The sequence below is a fragment of the Bacteroides sp. MSSM.1001136sp1_RTP21357st2_D2_RTP21359_211015 genome (genome assembly GCF_040913205.1).
In the GTDB taxonomy this organism is placed as follows: Bacteria; Bacteroidota; Bacteroidia; order Bacteroidales; family Bacteroidaceae; genus Bacteroides; species Bacteroides ovatus.
Genome location: NZ_JBDFVF010000010.1, coordinates 39,790 through 61,466, shown reverse-complemented (window position 1 = coordinate 61,466; position 21,677 = coordinate 39,790). Strand labels below are relative to the sequence as shown.

17 protein-coding genes are annotated in these 21,677 nt (G+C 42.7%); 5 read left to right on the top strand and 12 right to left on the bottom strand.

The features are described 5' to 3' along the window. Positions 1 to 94: 94 nt before the first annotated feature. Positions 95 to 529 (top strand): DUF2007 domain-containing protein, encoded by a 435-nt coding sequence (locus AB5217_RS08715; protein ID WP_004296960.1) that lies wholly within the window; start codon positions 95 to 97, stop codon positions 527 to 529. Positions 530 to 554: 25 nt separating this feature from the next. After that, positions 555 to 1,373 carry an alpha/beta hydrolase gene (locus AB5217_RS08710; RefSeq protein WP_004308602.1) on the top strand — a complete coding sequence of 273 codons (819 nt, stop codon included), beginning with the start codon at positions 555 to 557 and terminating at the stop codon, positions 1,371 to 1,373. Between the two features lie 465 nt (positions 1,374 to 1,838). Here AB5217_RS08710 and AB5217_RS08705 read toward each other — a convergent pair whose 3' ends face one another. Next, entirely contained in the window at positions 1,839 to 3,311 is a 1,473-nt protein-coding gene (locus tag AB5217_RS08705) for a S41 family peptidase (RefSeq protein ID WP_032845212.1), read from the bottom strand. 180 nt (positions 3,312 to 3,491) lie between these two features. Here AB5217_RS08705 and mnmA point away from each other — a divergent pair, with 180 nt between their 5' ends. Together mnmA and AB5217_RS08695 are read left to right on the top strand one after the other, a co-directional pair. Continuing rightward, positions 3,492 to 4,559: a tRNA 2-thiouridine(34) synthase MnmA gene (gene mnmA / locus AB5217_RS08700; RefSeq protein WP_032845211.1), complete on the top strand. Its 1,068-nt coding sequence runs from the start codon at positions 3,492 to 3,494 to the stop codon at positions 4,557 to 4,559. A gap of 172 nt (positions 4,560 to 4,731) precedes the next feature. After that, positions 4,732 to 4,887 carry a hypothetical protein gene (locus AB5217_RS08695; RefSeq protein WP_229115770.1) on the top strand — a complete coding sequence of 52 codons (156 nt, stop codon included), beginning with the start codon at positions 4,732 to 4,734 and terminating at the stop codon, positions 4,885 to 4,887. A gap of 22 nt (positions 4,888 to 4,909) precedes the next feature. Here the strand turns inward: AB5217_RS08695 and AB5217_RS08690 are convergent, their stop codons facing one another. The 7 genes from AB5217_RS08690 to AB5217_RS08660 form a co-directional block, all read right to left on the bottom strand. After that, complete coding sequence (locus AB5217_RS08690; protein WP_032845216.1) at positions 4,910 to 5,569, bottom strand: response regulator transcription factor; 660 nt, start codon at positions 5,567 to 5,569, stop codon at positions 4,910 to 4,912. 88 nt (positions 5,570 to 5,657) lie between these two features. Then, positions 5,658 to 6,248, bottom strand: coding sequence for a DUF4251 domain-containing protein (locus AB5217_RS08685; protein WP_004305931.1), 591 nt, complete (start codon positions 6,246 to 6,248; stop codon positions 5,658 to 5,660). A gap of 67 nt (positions 6,249 to 6,315) precedes the next feature. Continuing rightward, positions 6,316 to 7,743, bottom strand: coding sequence for a Na+/H+ antiporter NhaC (gene nhaC / locus AB5217_RS08680; protein WP_368112778.1), 1,428 nt, complete (start codon positions 7,741 to 7,743; stop codon positions 6,316 to 6,318). Positions 7,744 to 7,899: 156 nt separating this feature from the next. Next, entirely contained in the window at positions 7,900 to 8,334 is a 435-nt protein-coding gene (locus AB5217_RS08675; protein ID WP_004296952.1) for a hypothetical protein, read from the bottom strand. A 46-nt stretch (positions 8,335 to 8,380) separates the two neighbouring features. Further along, on the bottom strand, positions 8,381 to 9,556 hold the full coding sequence (locus tag AB5217_RS08670) for an MFS transporter (protein ID WP_004296951.1): 1,176 nt from the start codon (positions 9,554 to 9,556) through the stop codon (positions 8,381 to 8,383). Between the two features lie 26 nt (positions 9,557 to 9,582). Further along, positions 9,583 to 12,006 carry a penicillin-binding protein 1C gene (gene pbpC / locus AB5217_RS08665; RefSeq protein ID WP_004296950.1) on the bottom strand — a complete coding sequence of 808 codons (2,424 nt, stop codon included), beginning with the start codon at positions 12,004 to 12,006 and terminating at the stop codon, positions 9,583 to 9,585. Between the two features lie 14 nt (positions 12,007 to 12,020). Next, positions 12,021 to 17,651 carry an alpha-2-macroglobulin family protein gene (locus AB5217_RS08660; RefSeq protein WP_032845209.1) on the bottom strand — a complete coding sequence of 1,877 codons (5,631 nt, stop codon included), beginning with the start codon at positions 17,649 to 17,651 and terminating at the stop codon, positions 12,021 to 12,023. Positions 17,652 to 17,750: 99 nt separating this feature from the next. Between AB5217_RS08660 and AB5217_RS08655 the strand changes: the two genes are divergently transcribed. Then, positions 17,751 to 18,152 (top strand): FKBP-type peptidyl-prolyl cis-trans isomerase, encoded by a 402-nt coding sequence (locus tag AB5217_RS08655; RefSeq protein ID WP_004296948.1) that lies wholly within the window; start codon positions 17,751 to 17,753, stop codon positions 18,150 to 18,152. Positions 18,153 to 18,176: 24 nt separating this feature from the next. On the opposite strand, the gene AB5217_RS08650 is transcribed toward AB5217_RS08655, so the two are convergent. The 4 genes from AB5217_RS08650 to AB5217_RS08635 form a co-directional block, all read right to left on the bottom strand. Continuing rightward, complete coding sequence (locus AB5217_RS08650; RefSeq protein ID WP_004296947.1) at positions 18,177 to 18,563, bottom strand: LytTR family transcriptional regulator DNA-binding domain-containing protein; 387 nt, start codon at positions 18,561 to 18,563, stop codon at positions 18,177 to 18,179. Positions 18,564 to 18,728: 165 nt separating this feature from the next. Then, complete coding sequence (locus AB5217_RS08645; RefSeq protein ID WP_004296945.1) at positions 18,729 to 19,841, bottom strand: AraC family transcriptional regulator; 1,113 nt, start codon at positions 19,839 to 19,841, stop codon at positions 18,729 to 18,731. Positions 19,842 to 19,969: 128 nt separating this feature from the next. Beyond that, positions 19,970 to 20,323, bottom strand: a complete 354-nt coding sequence (locus AB5217_RS08640; protein ID WP_004296944.1) for a DUF1622 domain-containing protein — start codon at positions 20,321 to 20,323, stop codon at positions 19,970 to 19,972. A gap of 341 nt (positions 20,324 to 20,664) precedes the next feature. Continuing rightward, positions 20,665 to 21,675, bottom strand: a complete 1,011-nt coding sequence (locus tag AB5217_RS08635) for a GGGtGRT protein (protein WP_004296943.1) — start codon at positions 21,673 to 21,675, stop codon at positions 20,665 to 20,667. Positions 21,676 to 21,677 lie beyond the last annotated feature (2 nt).

Sequence of the window (21,677 nt, the reverse complement as noted above, 5' to 3'; positions counted from 1 at the left end):
GGTTCGTTTTACCTACTGATAAAGTTAGCCGGATTTTGTTTCACATTTCATTTTTATATCTTATTTTTGTGGGACATATTAAAACAGATTCCTTATGAAGACTGTAAAATTGATAACTTGTAATGATGCGATGAAGGCACACATCCTTCAGGGAGCGTTGGAGAATGAAGGCATTGAGTCTATTCTGCACAATGAGAATTTCTCTACTTTGTATAAGAGTTGTGTGAGCAATATAGCAGGAGTGGATATATTGGTGGCGGATGAGGACTATGAAAATGCTGTCCAAGTGTTGAGGGATAACGATAGTTGGCCGGAAGAGTTGACGCTTTGTCCGTATTGCGGTTCATCGGACATTCAGTTGGTTCTAAGAAAAGGAAAGCGGTGGCGCGCTTTGGGTGCCGCTATCATTTCTGCATTGATGGTCACTCCTCCGGGAGATAACCACTGGAACTATACCTGTAAACAGTGTCATAAAACCTTTGAAATGCCGGTTTCTAAATTTAATCCTTCTGCAGAGACAGAGGAATAATTATATCTAACTATTATAACACACAATGAAAAAGAAAAAACTCTTATTAATTGCTCTTCTTTTAGTATGGGTGGCTCCGTCTTTTGCTGCCAAAGTAGATACCTTATTAATTAAAAGTCCTTCCATGAATAAGGATGTGCAAGTGGTGGTGGTAACGCCGGATGCTGCGTTGGGAAAGAAAGCTGTTGCTTGTCCCACCATTTATTTATTGCACGGTTACGGTGGAAATGCTAAAACATGGATTGACATAAAACCGAATCTTCCTCAAATTGCAGACGAGAAAGGAATCATATTCGTTTGTCCGGACGGAAAGAATAGTTGGTATTGGGATAGCCCAATCAATCCGTCTTTCCGCTATGAGACCTTTATTTCATCGGAATTGGTGAAATATATCGACGAACATTACAAGACGATTGCCGACCGCAAGGGACGTGCCATCACCGGATTGAGTATGGGTGGACACGGAGCAATGTGGAATGCGATCCGTCATAAAGATACGTTTGGTGCCGGTGGAAGTACGAGTGGAGGAATGGATATTCGCCCGTTCCCGAAGAACTGGGATATGTCCAAGCAGTTGGGAGAATATGAATCAAATAAAGAGGTATGGGATAATCACACCGTTATCAATCAGATTGATAAGATAGAGAATGGTGATTTGGCTATCATTGTCGATTGTGGAGAAGGAGATTTCTTCCTGAATGTGAACAAGGATTTGCATAACCGTCTACTGGAAAGAAAGATCGATCATGATTTTATTACTCGTCCGGGAGCACATAATGGACAGTATTGGAATAACTCCATTGATTATCAGATTCTGTTCTTTGATAAGTTTTTCAAGAAATAAATCCGGAAATACTTGACTTTGGCTTTTCAATGTCGTATCTTTGGATACAGAATCATAAAATAGATTGAGGTTAAACTGCGATAGAAGGAGGAGGCGAAAGCTTTCTCCTTTTTTGTTATATGCTGCGGTGACGGAGAATCTCACCCCGGCTTGTAGCGGTTGTAAGCCCGGGTGTAAAGACACTTTAGCTGCCGGGGGATGGGAAATCAGGTGTTTTATCTGAGTAAATCATACGCTTGGTTAAGTGTAAACCGATGCTTTGTTAGATGTAAACCAACGCTTTGTTTAGTAGAATCAGACGGTCTGTTTTGAAAAGGTGGAATAATGGGATTCTTTTGTTAATGATGCGTAAATCTGCTATTGACAAGAAGTGTGGTGAAAAACGAAAAGAAGTGCTCCCCAAAAGTTATATAAGAAACTTTTGGGGAGCACTTCTTTTCATTCTATTTGGTTCTTGCTTTGTTTCTATTTAATCTTTAGACCGCCACCACCGACAAACCGCCTACTTGCGGGACTAATAACACTTTTCTCAATCTTGAATTGTGCTTTTGTAGTTGTATCTTCTTCTTTTTCCGGGGGATAAGTGCCTTCTATAACACCGATGGCTACTTTTAATAATCTTTCATTTGGGTCACCGAATGGCAGAAACTCACTGTAATTAGTAACTCCATCAATGGTCGTTTCACTGATTTTAAGATCTGTTGCAGGTGAGATAGCTCCTCCGGCATCGTGATTGGAATCATAAACAGTACATACTACCGGGTTGACTGACCACAGAAATTCTTCATTAATGAATTGTTCTGTTGCTACGTTTTGTCCTTTTGTGACACCACCGATGGTTACGACAGGATAGTTGTCTTTCAGGAAGAGACTTCTGATTAACATTTCCGGTGCTCCAGCTGTTGTACTGCTTGTGATAGCAAACAGACCGGGCAGGTCTAAATTAACACCGCTCTTTAATATTTCACTATCAAAGTTGATGGTGGCATCCTTGTCCCTGTTTTTATTATTATACTCCAGATAGGCCATCGGCTTATTTAATCGTACTTCTGAAGTCAAAATTGTACCTAATAGCTGAACGCAATCCAATGAACCACCGGCGTTATAACGTAAGTCAAGTATAACATATTTTACGCCTGCTGTCTTGAATTCTTGTGAAATTTGTCGCAGTTCGTTATTGTACTTGTCCGGATCACTGTTGGTGCCGGCTGTGAAACTACTGTACATGAGATACCCTACTTTGATTTTTTGGCCATTCTCTTCTGCTGGCAGTACTGTATACTTATGTACCGGATTATCTTCAACGGATCGTGCCGCAGGTAGTTTTAGGGTTTTGCCGTTAGGTACTACTTTGTACACATATTCTGTTTCTCCTTCTCCTCCTTCTTCCGTATCAACGTTTGTTTGATCTTCCTCTTCTGTCACAGGAACTTTTTTCCATTCACCCATCACCAAATCCCGGGCTTTGGTTCCCTGTAGCAATTGAGTCTCGTATTTCTTGCTGATGTAAGAAGTATCGACTTTCATAATCCAGTTTCCACGTTCCAATCCGGCCGCTTCTGCCGGTGAACCGGGAATGACGTAAGTAATTAACGCATTATAAGCTGTATCAATATCCGCACTTCGAACTAGTGAATAATCAAATCCATAGGTAGGTAGGGGAGTTTCCATCACAGAATCCACAAACGAATAACTGTCGTTTTTTGATTTCACTTTAGATAAGAACGAGGCAGGTTCCAAAAACAGATTCACATCATCGTAGGAAGGTAGATCTTGATACCACAGATAGTTCTGTTGCATGATGTCGTACATCCATGTATCCAGTGCAGTTTGATGGGCATACTCCGGCCAGCGGTCGACGCCACAGGAGAAGAAACCACTGATAGATACGAGGATCAGGGCAGGTATGAGGATTATCTTTCTTAATTTCGTCATCATAAAAAGCTTTTTACTGTGCAAATGTAGGAAATACTTTGCTTATCTACCACATTTATGGTATAAAAATGCCTTCAATATGTGATTGGCTGTTAGAGATTCTTGCCTTATCTTTGTAGCATAGAAATTTTTAATAGGTATTAGCTTACATATAGAACGTTATTAATAGACAAATCATTATTCATGGATATAGCTGCATTATTATCGGGAGGTGTCGACAGTTCGGTTGTTGTACATCTCCTTTGTGAGCAAGGATATAAGCCCACTCTTTTTTATATTAAAATAGGCATGGACGGAGCGGAATATATGGACTGTTCGGCAGAGGAAGATATTGAATTATCTACTGCTACGGCACGTAAGTACGGTCTGTCTTTGGAGGTGGTGGATTTGCATCAGGAGTATTGGGAGAATGTGGCAGCCTATGCCATTGATAAAATCCGGCAGGGACTGACGCCTAATCCGGATGTGATGTGTAATAAGCTTATCAAATTCGGCTGCTTTGAACAGCGAGTCGGGAAAGACTTCGACTTTACGGCAACCGGTCATTATGCCACCACCTTGCAACGCAACGGTAAAACTTGGTTGGGTACAGCGAAAGACCCTGTGAAAGACCAGACAGACTTTCTTGCACAGATTGATTATCTGCAAGTTTCCAAACTCATGTTTCCCATTGGAGGTTTGATGAAACAGGAAGTACGTGAGATTGCCAATAAAGCCGGATTGCCGAGTGCCAGAAGGAAAGATAGTCAGGGTATCTGTTTTCTCGGAAAGATAAACTACAATGATTTTGTCCGTCGCTTTTTAGGAGAAAAGGAAGGGGCGATTATTGAATTGGAAACCGGAAAGAAATTGGGTACACATCGCGGCTATTGGTTTCACACAATCGGCCAACGTAAAGGGCTCGGATTGAGTGGTGGTCCCTGGTTTGTAGTCAAGAAGGGTATTGAGGAAAATACCATCTATGTATCTCGTGGCTACGGTGTGGAAACACAGTACGGCAATGAGTTCCGGATGCATGATTTCCATTTCATTACTGATAATCCCTGGAAAGGGCAGGAGAAGGAGATAGACATCACTTTCAAGATTCGCCACACTCCCGACTTTACCAAAGGAAAACTGATACAGGAAGGGGAGAAGCAATTTTATATTTTGTCCTCTGAAAAGCTACAAGGCATTGCTCCGGGACAGTTTGGGGTGATTTATGATGAAGAGGCGAAAGTTTGCGTGGGAAGCGGAGAAATCATCTGTTAAATAGTTTATTTTGAAAGGTGAGGATTCGATAATCAGGATAATTTTCACTACTTTTGTTTCGCAGAATAATAAATAAAGGAGGATTGCTTATGACAACGATGGAATTGAAAAGTCTGAAAATGGACTTGGTGAGGAACTCCTGAGCTTGAATGATGAGAAAAAGCTCAAATGAATGAAGACTTATCTGAAACGTCTCAAAAAAGAACCGGAATTTATTAGTAAAGAAGAACTTATTGCGGGAATTGACGCTAGACTGAAAGAAGTTAAACTTTCCATAGATGGCAAGCTGAAATTAAAGGATGCTTTTGAATTGCTTGATGAATTATAAGTTGAAGTAGAAAGAAGTTTTTTTAGATGTAGTATTCCGCTAAATCCACAATTCCTGCCCTCATCGCATATTTAGTAGCCTCGTGCACATTATTCACCCCCAATTTGCGAAAGATATTCTTACGATGGCTGTTGATCGTATGGAAACTAAGATTTTTCTCTGCAGCAATCTCTTTCGTCGTTTTCCCTAATGCAATTTCTTTTAGGATATTCTTTTCTGTCTGCGTCAGCAAATGGTCGTCCATGCTTGACATTGCCAGCGGAGAAGAAGCTCCCGAAAGCAGCAGATTGCTGACATGGTTGCAAATATACCGTTGTTTGCGGGTGGCGCATTGAATGGCAGTCATGATTTCTTCTTTTGAGTTATCTTTCATCACTACTCCGAAAGCCATGCTGCTGAATAATACCTGACGGAGAAAGTTCAGGCTTAGTTCATCAGAGAATAGAATCCAGTCGGCTTCCTTGAATCTTTCCTGCAAGACAATCAACTCATCCGCCCCGGCAAAATTGAACAATGTATAATCCAGTACAATCACCGCTTGCGGATGCAATCGTAACTGCTGAATCAGTTCAGCCTTACTATCAGCTTCTAAAAGGAGGGATACTTCCTTCTGTTTATTTAGCAGAAACATCATTCCCGCCTTACTGATATCCTGATTGTCTGCAATGATAAATTCTCTCATAAGCCATACTGAATAAAAAAACTCCGCTACAAATGTACGCATTTTGCGCGATTTGTAGCGGAGTTATGATAAGATTCTTGTATCCGGATTACCAGGAACGTCCCTTGAAGATATTTGACTGGTCAAGCGGAACGATATTTCCGTTCAATGTCAGGTTGTTGTTGCTGAAGTTCGGGCTGATACTAACCGAAGCTGTATTGTTTCCACTGCTCATATTAATAAATACTTGAGCGGAGATGCCGATACCCTGAACACTGAATGAACAGTTCACATTTCCTTTTTTGTCGATATTCATCTTCATATCCGAAGAATTACCATCTACTGTCACACCACCGATTCCGTTAGGACCTGGGTAAGGAGTGTTGAAAGCAGTCTGTACGGTAGCTCTGTTGCCGTTCATCAGGACGAAGTTGGTGTTTGAAGTAACAAAAGCACTCATACCGTTGCGGAAGACAACCTGATTAGCTTCCAATACAAATTGCTTGTTTTTCAAAGCCTGTACAGCTTGTTGATAGGCTGCCATGTCCTGCACCTCTTCTTCGGCACGGAGTTTCGCTCTCTCTGCATCTCTTTGAGCTTTTCTTTCTGCGCGGCGTGCTGCTGCGTTACTTTCTTGTGCATACATCATTGTGCTTGCACTCACTAATACTAATGCTACTAATGCAATAAACTTTTTCATAACTTTTTTTTGTTTAGGTTTAATATGTTGTTCGTTTATTGCAAAAACAAAGTGTATGCCAGATTGTTCACGAACGTCGTGCAATTTTATATCCGATGGCTGCCACGGTGATACTCATTAAAGGACTGATAATGTTGAAAAAACAATAAGGGAGATACACAAGTGTGGGTACACTCAAGATGGTGGCTTGAGTCATTCCACAGCTGTTCCACGGGATCAATACGGATGTAACGGTTACTGCATCTTCCGTGGTACGGCTTAGTAAGCAACTTTCATACCCTTTCTTGGCATAAATATCGCGAAACATATTTCCCGTCAGAATAATACTGATATATTGATCGGCAGTGGTCAGATTAAGAAACAGACCGGAACAAACCGTCGCACTGACCACGCTGACTGTTTTCTTCATAAAGCGCACAAAGATGGAAGTGATACTTCCCACCATGCCGCTTGCTGTCATTGCTCCGCCGAAACACATGGCACATAGTATCAACCAAATCGTATTCATCATTCCTGACATGCCACGTGTGGCAATTAAATCTGTCAGAACGGCATTATCCGTGTGTAAATTTGTCTCTCCGTAGATAGTCATCATTAGTCCTTTAAACAGTGAATCGAATCCGGAAGCGGCAATTCCTGAAATTTCTTCCAACAAATCCGGCTGAAAGATCAAAGCAAAAACAGCAGCCAGCAGGGTAGACAGGAACAGCGTAACGATAGACGGCACTTTCTTCGCTATCAATATCCCGGTTGCTACGGGAACTATCAGTAGCCACGGAGTGATATGAAACTTTTCATTCAGAGCTGTTGCCACTTCTGCGATGTGTTGTGTATTGTTGGCATCATGAGAGAATCCTGCTACGGTGAAAATAATTAGCGTAATGACAAGAGATGGAACCGTAGTAATCATCATATAACGGATGTGACGGAACAAGGGAGTGTCTGTGATAGAAGAGGCCAGGATGGTGGTTTCGGATAAAGGAGATATTTTATCTCCGAAGTATGCTCCTGAAATAATGGCTCCGGCAATCCAACCGTCTTCAAAACCTTGCGCCTTTCCGATACCCATCAGGGCGATACCGATGGTAGCAATGGTAGTCCACGAACTTCCGGTCATAACGGAAATCAATGCGCAGATGATGCAGGTAGATGCCAGGAAGAAACTGGGATGGATAATTTGCATCCCGTAGTAGATTAGCGTAGGCACTACTCCACTAATCACCCAGATCCCGCTCAACGCACCGATTATCAATAGAATAATAATGGCTGTTGCCACTCCGGCAATATTGTTGGTGATGGCGAGCTCATAATCTTTCCAGGGAATTTTATAGAACACCATACCGATAAGGATACAAATAGCTGTAGTGGTGAGTAGTGACACTTGGCTTCCGCCGCTTAGGGCATCACTGCCAAATGTGCGGATAGTGGCAAACAATAATAACACCAGTACAATGATCGGTATCAATGATACAATGGGAGAGGGGGCTTTCTTCATGTTGATTCTTATAACCTTTTATTTGTTTTCCGGCTACTGTTTTGTTTATAGCCGCGCAAAGATACAACAAAAAAGAATGAAATCTTTTGCTTCAAAACGTCAGGCAATAAAAATTATTATAAGTTTGTATTTGATTGGAATATGTATAAGACCGGCTCAATTAGCGAAAGTCTTACGCCTTATCCACCAGTAACGGATGAAAAGTACCCCTGTCAGGATGAGGGCAATGGATAATCCGGTATAGAAAACAGAAATGAACGTTTCGGGCAGAAGATGGAAGCTACGTATGGTAATTCCCAGAGAAATCATGAAGATCATTGTAATCCAACTTTTCACATCGAAAAAGGAGAACGGGCAATTTCTGTGTTCTTTCTTTTGTTCGATTCGCTGGGTATGTTTATAATAAAGCCTTCTGAACACCAGAACGAAGAATAACAAGAAAACGACGGTAGCTTCTCCTATTTTGAACATCCAATCTTGGGAGGTGTTTAACCAGGTTACAATTCCTATTCGCAGAATATTGGCACCGGCTATAATCCAGACGGTGCCGGCTGTGATAAGTAAGATTTGTCTGTTAACTCCGTATTTCATTGGCTTTTTTATTGTAATAAACGGTTTGACCGTCTGTTTTGTTGACTCACTTCTTGTAGAAAGTCGTAATTAATAAAGAAATTCCGGTTAAAACGACTCCGGTACCGATAACTCCGTGCCAACCATACAGTTGCCAAAAGCTGCCCGCCAGAAATGTTCCCATTGAACCGCCAATAAAGTAAGTAGTCATGAAAACTGTATTGATACGGTTCGAAGCGCGCGGGTCTAGTTCGAAGATACTTGTTTGGTTGCTAAGTTGGATACATTGCATCCCTATGTCAATGATGATGATTCCGGCAATGATACCAATAAAAGTGTTTTCACCGATGAAGAACAGTAACCAGGCAAAGAGAATCAATCCGCAACCGATAAAGTTAAAGCGGCGTACACCTACTTGCTTTACGTATCTTCCTACGAAAGAAGCAGTCAATGCTCCGGCCACTCCGCAAAGTCCTAGCATACCGATTACGTCGCTGTTGGCGAAGAACGGGGCTTGTCCCATTTTAAAAGCCAGACAGGACCACATGGCGAGGAGGGAACCGAAATTCAGTGCCGCCCGGATCGAATAAATGCGCAGTTGCGGGTATTCTTTCACTAAGGCTAACAGAGATTTCATCAGGCCGCTATACTTTCCCTGAAAGTTGGTCTGAATGTCAGGAAGGACTTTTAATACAACGATTGCGCAGATAAACATCATGCCTGCAGCGATGTGATACATTTCCCGCCAGCCAATCAGTTCACCGATAAATCCGCTGACGACACGTGAAGCCAGAATGCCGGTCAATAGTCCTGATAAGACAATCCCTACATTTCTGCCTTTATTTTCCGGACGGGAGAACTGGGCGGCTATCGGAATGAATATTTGTGGAATCATCGAACAAACTCCCGTGAGGAATGAAGCGATAAGTATCAAATGAAAATAGTGCGTCAGGGCGATAGTCAATAGAGAGAATATCAGAACGGTGAAGTTGACCAGGATGATTTTCTTACGCTGATATAAATCTCCCAGAGGGGTGATAAACAACAATCCTGCCGCATAGCCTATTTGCGTGACCATGGCAATCAGGTTAGTTCTGAACTCTGATATGCCAAGTTCATGGCGTATCATATTTAATAGAGGTTGAATATAATAGATGTTGGCTACCGAGACACCGGCCACAATAGCAAGTGTCCAGAGGATAGATGCCGGTAGTCCACCGTTTTCTTTTAATGGCTGTTTCATGCGGCAAAGATAATAAAATAAGATGTTTATTCGATAAAGAAAGTGGTGGAAACTGTGTTGCCTTCTCCGTCTACTGCCGTCAGGGAATGTTTGCCGGGAGCAGGTTGCAGGGAAATTTTGTGGAAATCCTGTGTCTGTGTCTGATAGGTGTCGTCGAGATGCCAGAAGATAGTGGCATTGGGATTGCTGTGTGCCAGTTCCACCGTGATAAAGCCTTTGCTGCCATCCAGTTGCTTGGGCAGCTTGATGTGGGCGTTCATCGGAGGGTAGATGAACTGCATGGGTTGGAAAGAATCTTCTCCGCAGCCGGCTTTGAAAGGTGGCAGCGGTTTATATTCCGGATGGTGTTGTTTATAGTACCATTCCCATACGGGCGGCAGGGCAAACCATGATTTCTGAATGGTAGGTTCCGTGTTTGCACAGTTTTCATAGATGCGGTGGCTTTCGTCGGCGGATAGTGTGACGAGATGATGGTAAGGACAAGCCTCTGTCCGTAATCCGACGGGAAGGATCAGTACGGTGTCGGTTTCTTCACAGAAACGTCCTTTCAGATGACCGGATTGACGGCATATCTCTGCATCAACAAAAATTCCTGTGGGACGTTCAAACCAGGGTGAAGATGGGAGATAATTGAATATATCGAATAATACGGGACCGGCTGTCTGTGCACCGACCAATCCGGGTTTTCCTTCTCCGGTTGCATTTCCTACCCATACGCCTACTGCATAGCGGGGAGTCACGCCAACGGCCCAGGCATCACGGAATCCGTAACTCGTTCCGGTCTTCCATGCGATAGTCTGCATCGAGGGGATTGATTTCCAGTCAATTTCTTCAGGGCGGTTGACTTCTGTTAAGGCGGAAAGGGTGAGCCAGGCCGCTCCTGCCGAAATGACTCCTTCTGAAATAACTCCTTCTGATATATCCTTTCTCGAAGTTGTTTTTCTTGAAATGGTCTTTCCTGAAGTAACTTTTCTTGAACCATCTCTTTCCGAAACTGTCTTTTCTTCTGTTCCCAGTAGTATCTGCACTTCCTTTTCTTGGGGAAGGTCGTTGGAATGACTGTTGGAGAGGCTTCGTCCCATTTGTGCATAAGCATTCGTCACATCCCATAAAGTAGCTTCGGCACCTCCTAAAATGAGTGATAATCCATAATGGGAGGCTGATCGGTTGATAGTCTTGAACCCCATTTGTTGCAGCATGTGATGAAATTTGGGTACTCCATATCTTTGTAACATGGTGACAGCCGGGATATTCAATGAGCGGGCAAGAGCTTCGGAAGCGGGGACGGCTCCTTCAAACTGCAGGCTGAAGTTTTGTGGAGTAAAGCCGTTGATATTAACGGGTACGTCCGGTAACAGCATTTGCGGTAATAGACTTCCCTCCTGTAGCATGGCACCATAGAGAAAGGGTTTTAAAATACTGCCTGTACTTCTGGGAGCTTGAATCACGTCTACTTGATTCCCCCCTTGCTTACGGTCGAAATGTACATTTCCGCAGTATGCTACCACTTGATTGGTGGGAATGTCTATAATTAGGATAGCCAGGTTACGGATATCACTTCGATTAAATTCATTGCTCCACCGTTCCGCCAAACTCTCTATATGGGTTTGTATTCCTTTATCGATGGTTGAGCGGGTATATAATCCGTTTCTTTCTTGATAAAAGCGGGTAACCAGGTGGGGGGCTATTTGAGGAAGAGGATGTGGTTCGTCGGGTAACGGTTCGCTGATAGCCAATTCATAGGTGGACGCATCAATAATCTCTTCTTCAAAAAGTTGTTTCAATAAACGGTTGCGTTTGGAAAGTAGTGTTTTTCGTCCTTTGGATAGATGAATCATGGCGGGGGCATTGGGCAGGACGGCCAGCATGGCTGATTCCGCCCATGATAAATCTTCGGCAGAATGACCGAAGTAGCGCCAGGCAGCAGCATCCAGTCCTACTACATTTCCTCCGAATGGTGCATGGGAGACATACATGGATAAGATTTCCTCTTTGGAAGTCCGAAACTCCAAACGGGTAGCCCAGATCATTTCGATGACTTTCTCTCCGATAGTTCTGGGTTTGTTCCGGGCGAGACGGATGGTCTGCATGGTAAGGGTACTGCCTCCGCTTACAACACGTTTATTCTTTAAATTCTGATAGAGTGCTCTTCCGGTAGATAGCGGATTAACTCCCCAATGGTGGTAAAAGTGTTTATCTTCGAAGGTAATAAGACATTGCTTGATTTTTTCAGGTGTTGTCTTTCGGGGAGGAAACCGCCATTGACCATCCGAAGCGATACGTGCTCCCAGTAATTCTTCGTTTCGATCAGTCACAACGGTGGAGTAGGGTACATGAAACAGTTGCCGGGGAAGGCAAAAGATGTATCCTATCATCAAAAGAGCAATGCTTATTGTCATTACTTTCTTAGTAACAGATAATCGTTTGAAGAATTTATATATAGGATTCATTTAAATGTTAAAAGCTATCGACTGACAGTTGTTCTTCCCGCTTTGCTGCGTGCCTGTACGTTTACATCATACATTGCTTCACATTGAACGGCAGGAAGAATAAAGTTACCTGCATAAGTCGCTTGCAGTCTGACAGTGAATACTTTTGTTTCACCACGACGCAAATTGAAATAAGTTAATACCCTGTCATCGCGTATATCCAGATAATTATATTTGCTGACGGATTTACCGGAACCGTCGGCTGCTCCGCTTTCCGTTTCGGGGGCAACCATTCTTTCGTTGTATATTTCCCAACCGGACGGTATGATATGCGTCAGTGCCAGATTGGTGTAATCGGAAGTTCCGCTAATATTGGATATGGAGGTGATAGCCATAAAGTCAGTTCCCTGTATAATATCATTGACAGAGATCGGTGTACCGTTCAGGTTGGCATATCTTATATCCATGCGAAGATTGTCGCTGATGGCCGGTAATGTATCGTTCAACAACTGTGTGCGTGTGATAAGGTCTACGCTAAGCGCTCCTTTTCCTTGATTCTTCACAGCAATCATACCGGATTTGGGAGTGGTGGCGATTTCCTTTTCAAACACAGCTTTAGCCGATTTCACGGCAGGTTGTTGTTTGTCGTTCCATGTCCATACGAAATCCAATGTGCCTGACAGCTTTTCAGCCAGACGTCCCATTGCCATAAGAGCAAAAGCGGTGGATTGTGTACTGAACCACTCCTCTTGTGACAGATTCTTTGAAACGACTTTTGCCTGCTGTAAAGCATCCCGTTCCCGGTTCATCAGGATCAGTGTTTCCAGAATCATAGCTTCATCACGGTCGGAGGAACCGTAAATCTGATTCATGGAAGAGTAGGGGCTTACTGTTGTTTCCGCATTATACACCAGTTCTTCAGCCGGTTTCATCTTTCCGGTCAGTGCATAGGTTGCTGCCAGTCTCCATTTAGCCTGAATGGATAATCCTGCCTGTTCTTTCATCCGGTTCATGGCCCCATATTCCGGTGCTCCTGCCAATGCAAGCGTATATAAACGGAAAGCCTGTTGCAATTCCGACTGCCATTGTTGCCAGCCGCTTGCATCCTGCGGCATCCGCCAGTTCTGTGCGGCAGCACGTTGGAAACGCTTCCACTTGTTCAATACGTTCGAATGAACGGCGTATCCTTTTTCTTGTGCCAGTGTCAGGAACATTCCTGCATAAGAACTGATCCATTCGTCGGCAACAGCATTTCCCGGCCAATATACAAATCCGCCATTGGGGAGTTGACGACCATAAATCTGCCGGATAGCTTCCTGTAGATTTGTCTTTATCTTTTCGGCTTCTATCTTATCTATTGTTTTGAATTGACCGACAAACAGAAGAGGCAAAGCCTTGGAAGTCAACTGTTCCGTACAATGGTGCTGATAGTTGTATAAGAAGTCGAACCGGCGGCTGATATCAACCGAAGGTATGCGTGATACTTCCAGCTTTATCTGGTTATTTGCAGAAGAACTGCTTAGATTGTATGAAAGTTCTTTGCTTTGTCCGGCTTCTGCCCATTGACTGTTGCGCAGGGTTACTATCGGATTCGGGTTGCGTACTTCTATTTCAATGGTTTCTTTAGTTTGTTGTCCGCCACCATTGGCTGTCAGATGGATGGTAGCCTTTCCTGTTTTACTACCTGTTTTTAAGGTAAAGAACACGAGCTGGTCATCCGGTTGGCTAAATTTGAGCGACTGTTGGTTGGCCCCTACAATCTGTACTCCTCCACCGGATGCCTGAAGTGATACGGTTACATTCTTCACTTGATTTTCCATCGCAAAGATATTTACCGGAACGGTGATTTCTTCCTGAATACTAAGCACACGGGGCAAGGTGGACAACATCATTAACGGAGTCCGCACGAAAGCCGTTTTTTCCGCATTGCCGTACGCTCCCTCTTGTCCGGCAACCACCATGGCACGTACCGAACCTACATACATCGGAAGTTTCAGCGTATGCGTCTGGCTCTTACCTTTTCCCAGATAGAAAGGACCTATAAACTTGACTACCGGTTTGAAGCGGTTTGCTTTTGCATCGGCAGGTTTTAATGTGGCGTCTCCACCCGTACTGAAAAGTGAACTGTAACTTCCGGCGGAAGCTCCCAATACATTATCATACATATCCCATGTCCGGATGCCGAGTGCTTCGCGTGAATAGAAATCATTCCATGGGTCCGGGGTTTTGAAATTGGTAAGATCCAGCAAACCGTCGTCTACAATAGCTAATGTATAAGTCATCGGTTTTCCGGTCTTTTCGCTGACGGTCACATTGAAGTTGGTTTCCGGGCGTAACACTTCCGGCATCTGTATCTGCGGTTGCAACACCGTCTGACTGTTAGTCACGAATACCGGAACGACGCCATACATACGGATAGGCAGGTCATTGACTGTTTGCGCGTGAGGCTGTAACAGACTGATATGCAGATATACATTCGGAGTCATCTCCGGTGTAATCTTGAATGTATATTTCGTATCTCCTCCGTTGGAAACCTCTATCCATTCTTGTCGTAATACGGTAGAACCGTTTTCTATGGATACCAGTGCACGTCCTCCCGCTGCTGCAGGAATGATTGCTGTGGCTGTTTCTCCTATTTCATAAGAATCTTTGTTCAGCGAGAAAGCAAGCATCTTGATACCGCTGGGATCAGTCTTGCTCGAACGTCCCCGCCATTCCGGCCAGTCAACATAAACTGTACCTCCGGTGGCATGTCCACTCTCTTTATCTTTCACGTAAACCAGGTAGCGTCCCCATGACGGATAATCGATACGGAATTTGAAAGATGCTTTTCCGCCTCTTGTCTGTAAATTGCCGCTGGCAACAGGAGTGATGGAACTGTTGTTGATATACGTTCCGAAAGATTCACCACTGTTTTCCCACCACCAACTCCAGCCGATGCGGTATATTTTGTATTCCAGATTAGAACTGTTCACTAACTGTCCCTGCGTGTTTACAGTTACAATATCGAATACATGATCTTTGTCAGTTTCAATATATTTGCCTTTTGGCTGGTTCAGATTGATACCGACATAAGAGGTGAATGGTGAGAATGGAATTGTTTGAGTGTAGATGCTGGCATCTCCTCCCGGTTCGAACACGCGGGTGGTGAAAGTGGCGTTCAGCATACCCGGCGCTTCCGTTGCGGTCGGAACTTTCAGCATGACATTTGCTTTTCCTTCTGCATCCAGTGTGCCGTCAAATATATCTGTTTTGATAGTCGTGAAATCCGTAGCCGGATTGTTAAAGATATATTGTCCGTAATTCTTAAACTGTGTATTCACTTTCGATAAAGACATTTCTACTTTGGCTTTCAGTTTGGAGGCAGTTGCTCCTGTCAGCCAGGTTGAAGTGAGTGGGGCATAGAAATTCTTGTCCGTGGCTTGAAGCACCTTCGGCAATGCCAGATTTATTTTCAAGCGGTTGGGCTTTATGGTTTCGATACGCAGACCTTTGTGGAAGGTGGTTCCTCCCACCTTAATATACGCATTCCAAAGTCCGGTCGGGTCTGTTGCCTGTGTCGGAACGTCGAATGTATAGAATCCGTTCATTCCTTGTGTTGAAATCATTTTTGTGTAGAACTGTCCTCTCGGATTGTAAATCTCCAGTGCTACGGGATGCTTGTCGGGGATTCTCTTTTCGCGGTCTTCCAATATAAAGGAAATGTGCAGCGTGTCTCCCGGGCGCCATACTCCTCTTTCGCCATATATAAATCCTTTCAGTCCCTTTTGAATATCTTTTCCTCCCACGTCGAATCTGCTGACGGACTGTTCTTCACCGTCCACAACGCGGACGTACGCTTTTTGCTTGTCCGATTCTGCCACGATAATGAAAGGCACACCGTTCGGAGTGATTTCAACGAATCCTTCTCCATTGGTTTCTCCTTTCCCTATGGGTTGTAATTGGAAATTATACGCTGTTACCTGTGCTTTCCCTATCGGTTTTGTATCCAAAATATTACTAACGGCAATCCACAGTTTATTCAGTGAGTTCCGTTTTACAATCATTCCCAGGTTGGAAGCAAAAACGTTGCAGGCAGCTGCCCGGTCTGAATCCATATAATAAGACGGATGGCAGGGGTTGTCGCGTTCCGTCCATCGGTACACACTCCAGTCCATTGTTCCGCCATTGTAATAATAGTAGGCTTCGGGGGTATTCCAGATTGCTTCATCTTCTTCGGACAAAACACTTCCACTTACTTTGGTCAGCCCGTCGGAGGTGCTGCTGTCGGCGAATTTCATATCCTGATTCTCGCCTCCTCCACAAGGATAAGCGGAGTATTCCTGACGAAATGAAAGTATGACACGATAGATGGCACCCGGTTCCTGGTGGATTAATCCGGCAAGGTCTATCGAGTAATCTCCCCAATGATGAATGTCTTTGGAAGCATCTTTGGCAAGCCATAATGTTTTCTTGTAAACCAGTCTTCCCGAACGGCGTAGCTCATTGGCCGAGGCCAGTGAATTGGTTTGCATAAACATCAATACATTGTTCTCGAAAATGCGGATCACGCTCAAATCCACAGCGTATAGGTTGACAGCCCTGAAAGGAATAATCAGACTTTTCGAATCGGGCAGGATAGCGGCGGTAGTAGACATTTCCACTTGTGGCTTCAGACTTACTTCACTGAATGAGATCGTATGAGAAGTTCCCAATGCTTTACCTTGACAGTCTTTGACTCCTTCATGGATATTCAACGTCAGTTTGTTCTGTGTGTTTGCTTCGAAATAGATAAAAACTCTGTTCTCACTGATTTGGAAGATCGATGAGGAGATTTCCGGGATCTCAATCAGTCCTTTTAAATCTTGAGTAGTGGATAAGGGAGCGGAGAAAACAATCTCGATTCCATTTTCCGGTTGGTCGATGCGTTCGGCAGACATGAAACGGAAACAATCTTTCGCCGGTATCAGTACTTCTTCGCTTTGTTTACGGTCGATGCCGGCTGCGTTGCCGTTGGCTGTGATAGTCAAGGGGTAATCATCAGCTTCTCTGGGGATTTGTCTGATACTAAACAAATACCGGGTATGATTGTCGGTTGCGGTGACTTCCACCGGATAACTCTTTTTTCCGTCACTGGCAGTCAGCATCTTTTCTACCTCTTCCTTTTTCACTACGTCGCTGAAACGTATCTCTCCTTTAATATTTATTTCATTCGGTCGGGTAGCTGTAATCGGCAATGATTCCAGTTGCAGGGTGAAGTTACGTTCCTGTACACGGAATGAGAAGTTGAACTCTTTCAGCTTTTTGTCCACTTCGATGAAGTCTCCGAGCCGGAAAGTTCCTTCGTAAAGTGTTCCCGGTTTCAGCGCTCCTTCTTCGGGCACAAATTCAATGGTGTTGTTGCTAACCCAATATGCTTTTCCTTTTAATGAAGGTGAGAAACTGAACGGATTGCTTTTTAACTCATTGTTCATATCCACCATGGGTTGGTCGTGGGTCAGTTCTATACGTATGGTCGAATTTTGCGAGATGACTCCTCCCGTATACGCATTTACATACGGTGCATAATCGGCAGAAGGAATGATGTCTTTTTGAGTGCGTGTGCATGAATATAGGCCCACAGTCATCATGATAAGTAAGAATAGTCCGGTAGCACTGATGCTACGTGTAGTCTTTGTTTGTCCCATAGTGAGAAGTTTTTTATAGTTCAACAAACAAATATACAGTTTTTATGCTAAATCCTTTGTTATTCTGATTATTTTTGCAAGTTCTTAATCAATTTATTTATGGGGAAAAAGAAAGAATACAAAGAGGCCAATCGGCGATTTTTGAAAAAACTATCTTTTCAGGAAGGTGTTTTCGCGTTGCCGTGTGGAATCTATTACAAAGTTTTGGAAACTGGCGAAAGTACGATTTCTCCGGGTGCACGGAGCATTGTTACCGTGCATTACAAAGGAAGTCTGATTGATGGCCAGGTGTTTGATAATTCTTATGAGCGTACTTGTCCCGATGCCCTACGTCTTAGTGATGTAATAGAAGGGTGGCAGGTGGCACTTCAGAAAATGCATGTTGGTGATAAATGGATTATTTATATTCCTTATGCAATGGGATACGGTATCAAATCTTTTGATTCTATTCCTGCCTACTCGACATTGATCTTCGAAGTGGAATTGCTTGGTGTTGCATAGAGCATAAAGATGAGCTATATACAATCAGATACATGGATATTTTTCTTTTAGCTTTTTCATAAAAGACTTGCTTACTTGTAAAAGTTCCATCTCATTAAATGGAGGAAGCAATATGCAATTGTTGTCTTCAATCGAAACCAGATAGCTTATATTGATAATGTGTGACTGGCTAATCTGGATAAGATAGGGATGCAGACTCAATATCTTTTGTGAGTTTGTATTTCTTTTGAGTGCCAGGGTATGATTATTATTTAATACAGCTTCCCATAGTTTACTCTTGGAGTTATACCGGAAATAGCCAATCTGTTCTAAATGGATTAGTTGCAAGTTTCCAGTAATGGTAGTATATAAAAAGATCTTTTCTTCTTGATGTTTTTCTGTGTCGGTGTGATTACAATTGTCAATATTCATATTCTATTTATCTTAGTATTCGATTAATCTGTTGATGATGCCAACGTCGTAGTTTTATTTTGCATCAAAAGTAACGGATTGCTTTTAGCTATAAAAATAAAAAGTGTCTCATTCCTGAAATGAGACACTTTTTACTATTAAGAATTGTGCTTTTAAAAAAAGAAATTATTGTTCTACTCTTTGATTCTCAATGAATTTACTGGGTGATACACCATACTTTTCTGAAAAGTTACGATAGAAAGTTGCCCGGGAGGTGAAACCGCATGCAAACATCAGTTCTTTTACATTACTCTTTGGATTTTCGGCGGCTAACTGTCTGAAATATTCCAGTCGAAGATAATTAATGTATTCCCGGAAACCTGTAAAGCCCTGACTTTTGATTGCTGCTGAAATATCATGTTCCTGTTTATTCAGGGACTTGGCTAAAAGTTCTATATTATACCGTTGATCGGTATAGGGATGCTGTTCCTGAAGATAGGCTTCAATCGTTGAGAAGAGCGGGAGAGTAGGAGATGGCTTTCCAGCTTGTAGCATTATAGTGCTTTCCGTATTCTTTGCATTATGAATCATGTTTATATGGTTCGAAAACGGATTCTCATAACGTAAATATTGTATGGAGAATAAGACCGTAAAAACGATTGCCATAATGCCGAACAGATTGAAAACAAATTCATTGATATTTAGAGTGAACAAAATGTATATCCCTAAAAATACGAATAGAAAACCGATGAATAGATACATGTTATTATTTATCCTGCGGTAGGTCTTGTTATTCATCATCGGATAAATAAGAAGAACGAGTGGGGTAAAAACGGATAACAGGAATATGCAAACCCTAAGCTTGACATCTATTTGATGGATATTCGGAATAATTTCATCTATGGAGTGGATGGGAGTGATATTCCCATTGAAACCTAAATAACTGATTCCTACAGTTATCGTAATGATGGGTAATAATAGAAAAGTAAATATTCTGAAATGGTTCAGATAGCCCGGTGATAAAGAAGCGATAGGGAACAGGGCTACAATATTTGCTAAAGCATACCATTTGAGCATTTTCTCTATGTTGAGCAATTCTGTGAAGTTGTATTCCGGAGTGTCTGTGACAATTGTCAACCATCCGATATTTTCCCATGAAAACATAATGCCGATGCCGGTTGCTATAATTCCCCAATATAATTTCGGATAATTGTCTTTAGCACGTATAATAAGGATGATTCCTATAATTAACGCAATCAGATCAAGTGTAAGCTCAATAGATAGATGTGTAATTCCCATTTTTTTGACGTGTTTCTATTCCTTGCCAGTCAGTGTGTAAATGTTTCCCGTACAAAGGTAGGCAAAATAGAAATATCAGGCAATAAAAAAGATATGGCTTTGGAGAAACTTAGTTGTGCGGCGATATGCTATATTTCTTTCGCTGAATCATTTTCGGCCAATTCTTTGATCTCTTTATTCAAAAATACAGAAAGCACAGTTCTTACTACAACCACTCCACCCAGGATTGCCAATTCGTCCAACGTTGGATCAACCACAGTTTTTAGTATGTCGGAAGCAATTAGAAATTCCAATCCAAGCAAAAGGTAAGTGCCAAAATCCGCCCTCAACTGCCGTATATTGTTAACCGTATATGTTCCGTTGAATCGTTTTATTTCATTGCGTAAAAAGGCGATGAAGCAGACTAATACTCCGTAAGTGACAATTAGCAGACTAATAACACTGATAATAGTGGCAAGTGTATTTAAGAATGTGAGTAGCATTGTTGTATAATGTTTTAGTATCTGTTATGTAAACAGGCGAAGTCATACAAAAGTTCTCGAATTAGCTACATTATTTGCTCTTACAGGTTTATATTTGTATATTCAAGTTAAAAGCTACCTATTTGTCCAGTTTAAATAGTGTCTGGAGGGTATTCAAAGTGGGTTGAAAGTGGATGTAAATCAAACACTGATTGGTACAAAGGAGAAAGAAAAGATGATATGGTTTATATGAAGTAATACATTTCTGAATAAATTTATCCATATCAAATTATTACAAATAAAAAGAACTCCTGTAATCGTTAAGATTACAGGAGTTCTTTATCTATATAAAGTAACCTGAATTACTTACCTAAAGCCTGAGCAACATCAACCGCACAAGCTACTGTACATCCTACCATCGGGTTGTTACCAATTCCCAGGAATCCCATCATTTCTACGTGAGCAGGAACTGATGAAGAACCAGCGAACTGTGCATCAGAGTGCATACGACCCATCGTATCCGTCATACCATAAGAAGCAGGACCGGCAGCCATGTTATCCGGGTGAAGAGTACGACCTGTACCACCACCAGAAGCAACAGAGAAATAAGGTTTGCCAGCAAGAACACGTTCTTTCTTGTAAGTACCAGCAACTGGGTGTTGGAAACGAGTCGGGTTAGTAGAGTTACCTGTGATAGATACGTCTACACCTTCTTTCCACATGATAGCTACACCTTCGCGAACGTCGTCAGCACCATAACATTTTACTTTTGCACGAGGGCCGTCAGAGTAAGCGATTTCGCGAACAACTTTCAGTTCACCTGTGAAATAATCGAATTGAGTCTGAACATAAGTAAAGCCGTTGATACGAGAGATGATCTGAGCAGCGTCTTTTCCAAGACCGTTCAGGATGCAACGCAACGGTTCTTTACGTACTTTGTCTGCTTTTGCAGCGATTTTGATAGCACCTTCAGCAGCAGCGAAAGATTCGTGACCTGCTAGGAAAGCGAAACATTTAGTTTCTTCGCGCAGCAACATAGCAGCGAGGTTACCATGGCCGATACCAACCTTACGGTCGTCAGCTACAGAACCCGGGATGCAGAATGCTTGCAGACCGATACCGATAGCTTCAGCAGCTTCAGCAGCGTTTGTGCAGTTTTTCTTAAGAGCAATAGCAGTACCTACTACATAAGCCCATTTTGCGTTTTCAAAACAGATAGGCTGAGTTTCTTCACACGTTTTATAAGGATCAAGTCCGGCAGCTTCGCAGATAGCGTTAGCTTCTTCGATGTCTTTGATGCCGTTAGCGTTCAAGGCTTCAATGATACCTTTGATACGACGGTCTTGGCTTTCGAATTTTACTTCTCTAATCATAG

Excerpts from the sequence above, each read along its gene's own strand:
- AB5217_RS08685 (WP_004305931.1), bottom strand. The coding sequence starts at position 6,248 with ATGAAAAAGTTTATTGCATTAGTAGCATTAGTATTAGTGAGTGCAAGC.
- AB5217_RS08650 (WP_004296947.1), bottom strand. The coding sequence starts at position 18,563 with ATGAATATTGACAATTGTAATCACACCGACACAGAAAAACATCAAGAA.
- AB5217_RS08705 (WP_032845212.1), bottom strand. The coding sequence starts at position 3,311 with ATGATGACGAAATTAAGAAAGATAATCCTCATACCTGCCCTGATCCTC.
- AB5217_RS08670 (WP_004296951.1), bottom strand. The coding sequence starts at position 9,556 with ATGAAACAGCCATTAAAAGAAAACGGTGGACTACCGGCATCTATCCTC.
- AB5217_RS08710 (WP_004308602.1), top strand. The coding sequence starts at position 555 with ATGAAAAAGAAAAAACTCTTATTAATTGCTCTTCTTTTAGTATGGGTG.
- AB5217_RS08695 (WP_229115770.1), top strand. The coding sequence starts at position 4,732 with ATGAAGACTTATCTGAAACGTCTCAAAAAAGAACCGGAATTTATTAGT.
- pbpC (WP_004296950.1), bottom strand. The coding sequence starts at position 12,006 with ATGAATCCTATATATAAATTCTTCAAACGATTATCTGTTACTAAGAAA.
- AB5217_RS08645 (WP_004296945.1), bottom strand. The coding sequence starts at position 19,841 with ATGGGAATTACACATCTATCTATTGAGCTTACACTTGATCTGATTGCG.
- AB5217_RS08655 (WP_004296948.1), top strand. The coding sequence starts at position 17,751 with ATGGGGAAAAAGAAAGAATACAAAGAGGCCAATCGGCGATTTTTGAAA.
- AB5217_RS08660 (WP_032845209.1), bottom strand. The coding sequence starts at position 17,651 with ATGGGACAAACAAAGACTACACGTAGCATCAGTGCTACCGGACTATTC.
- AB5217_RS08715 (WP_004296960.1), top strand. The coding sequence starts at position 95 with ATGAAGACTGTAAAATTGATAACTTGTAATGATGCGATGAAGGCACAC.
- nhaC (WP_368112778.1), bottom strand. The coding sequence starts at position 7,743 with ATGAAGAAAGCCCCCTCTCCCATTGTATCATTGATACCGATCATTGTA.
- mnmA (WP_032845211.1), top strand. The coding sequence starts at position 3,492 with ATGGATATAGCTGCATTATTATCGGGAGGTGTCGACAGTTCGGTTGTT.
- AB5217_RS08640 (WP_004296944.1), bottom strand. The coding sequence starts at position 20,323 with ATGCTACTCACATTCTTAAATACACTTGCCACTATTATCAGTGTTATT.
- AB5217_RS08635 (WP_004296943.1), bottom strand. The coding sequence starts at position 21,675 with ATGATTAGAGAAGTAAAATTCGAAAGCCAAGACCGTCGTATCAAAGGT.
- AB5217_RS08690 (WP_032845216.1), bottom strand. The coding sequence starts at position 5,569 with ATGAGAGAATTTATCATTGCAGACAATCAGGATATCAGTAAGGCGGGA.
- AB5217_RS08675 (WP_004296952.1), bottom strand. The coding sequence starts at position 8,334 with ATGAAATACGGAGTTAACAGACAAATCTTACTTATCACAGCCGGCACC.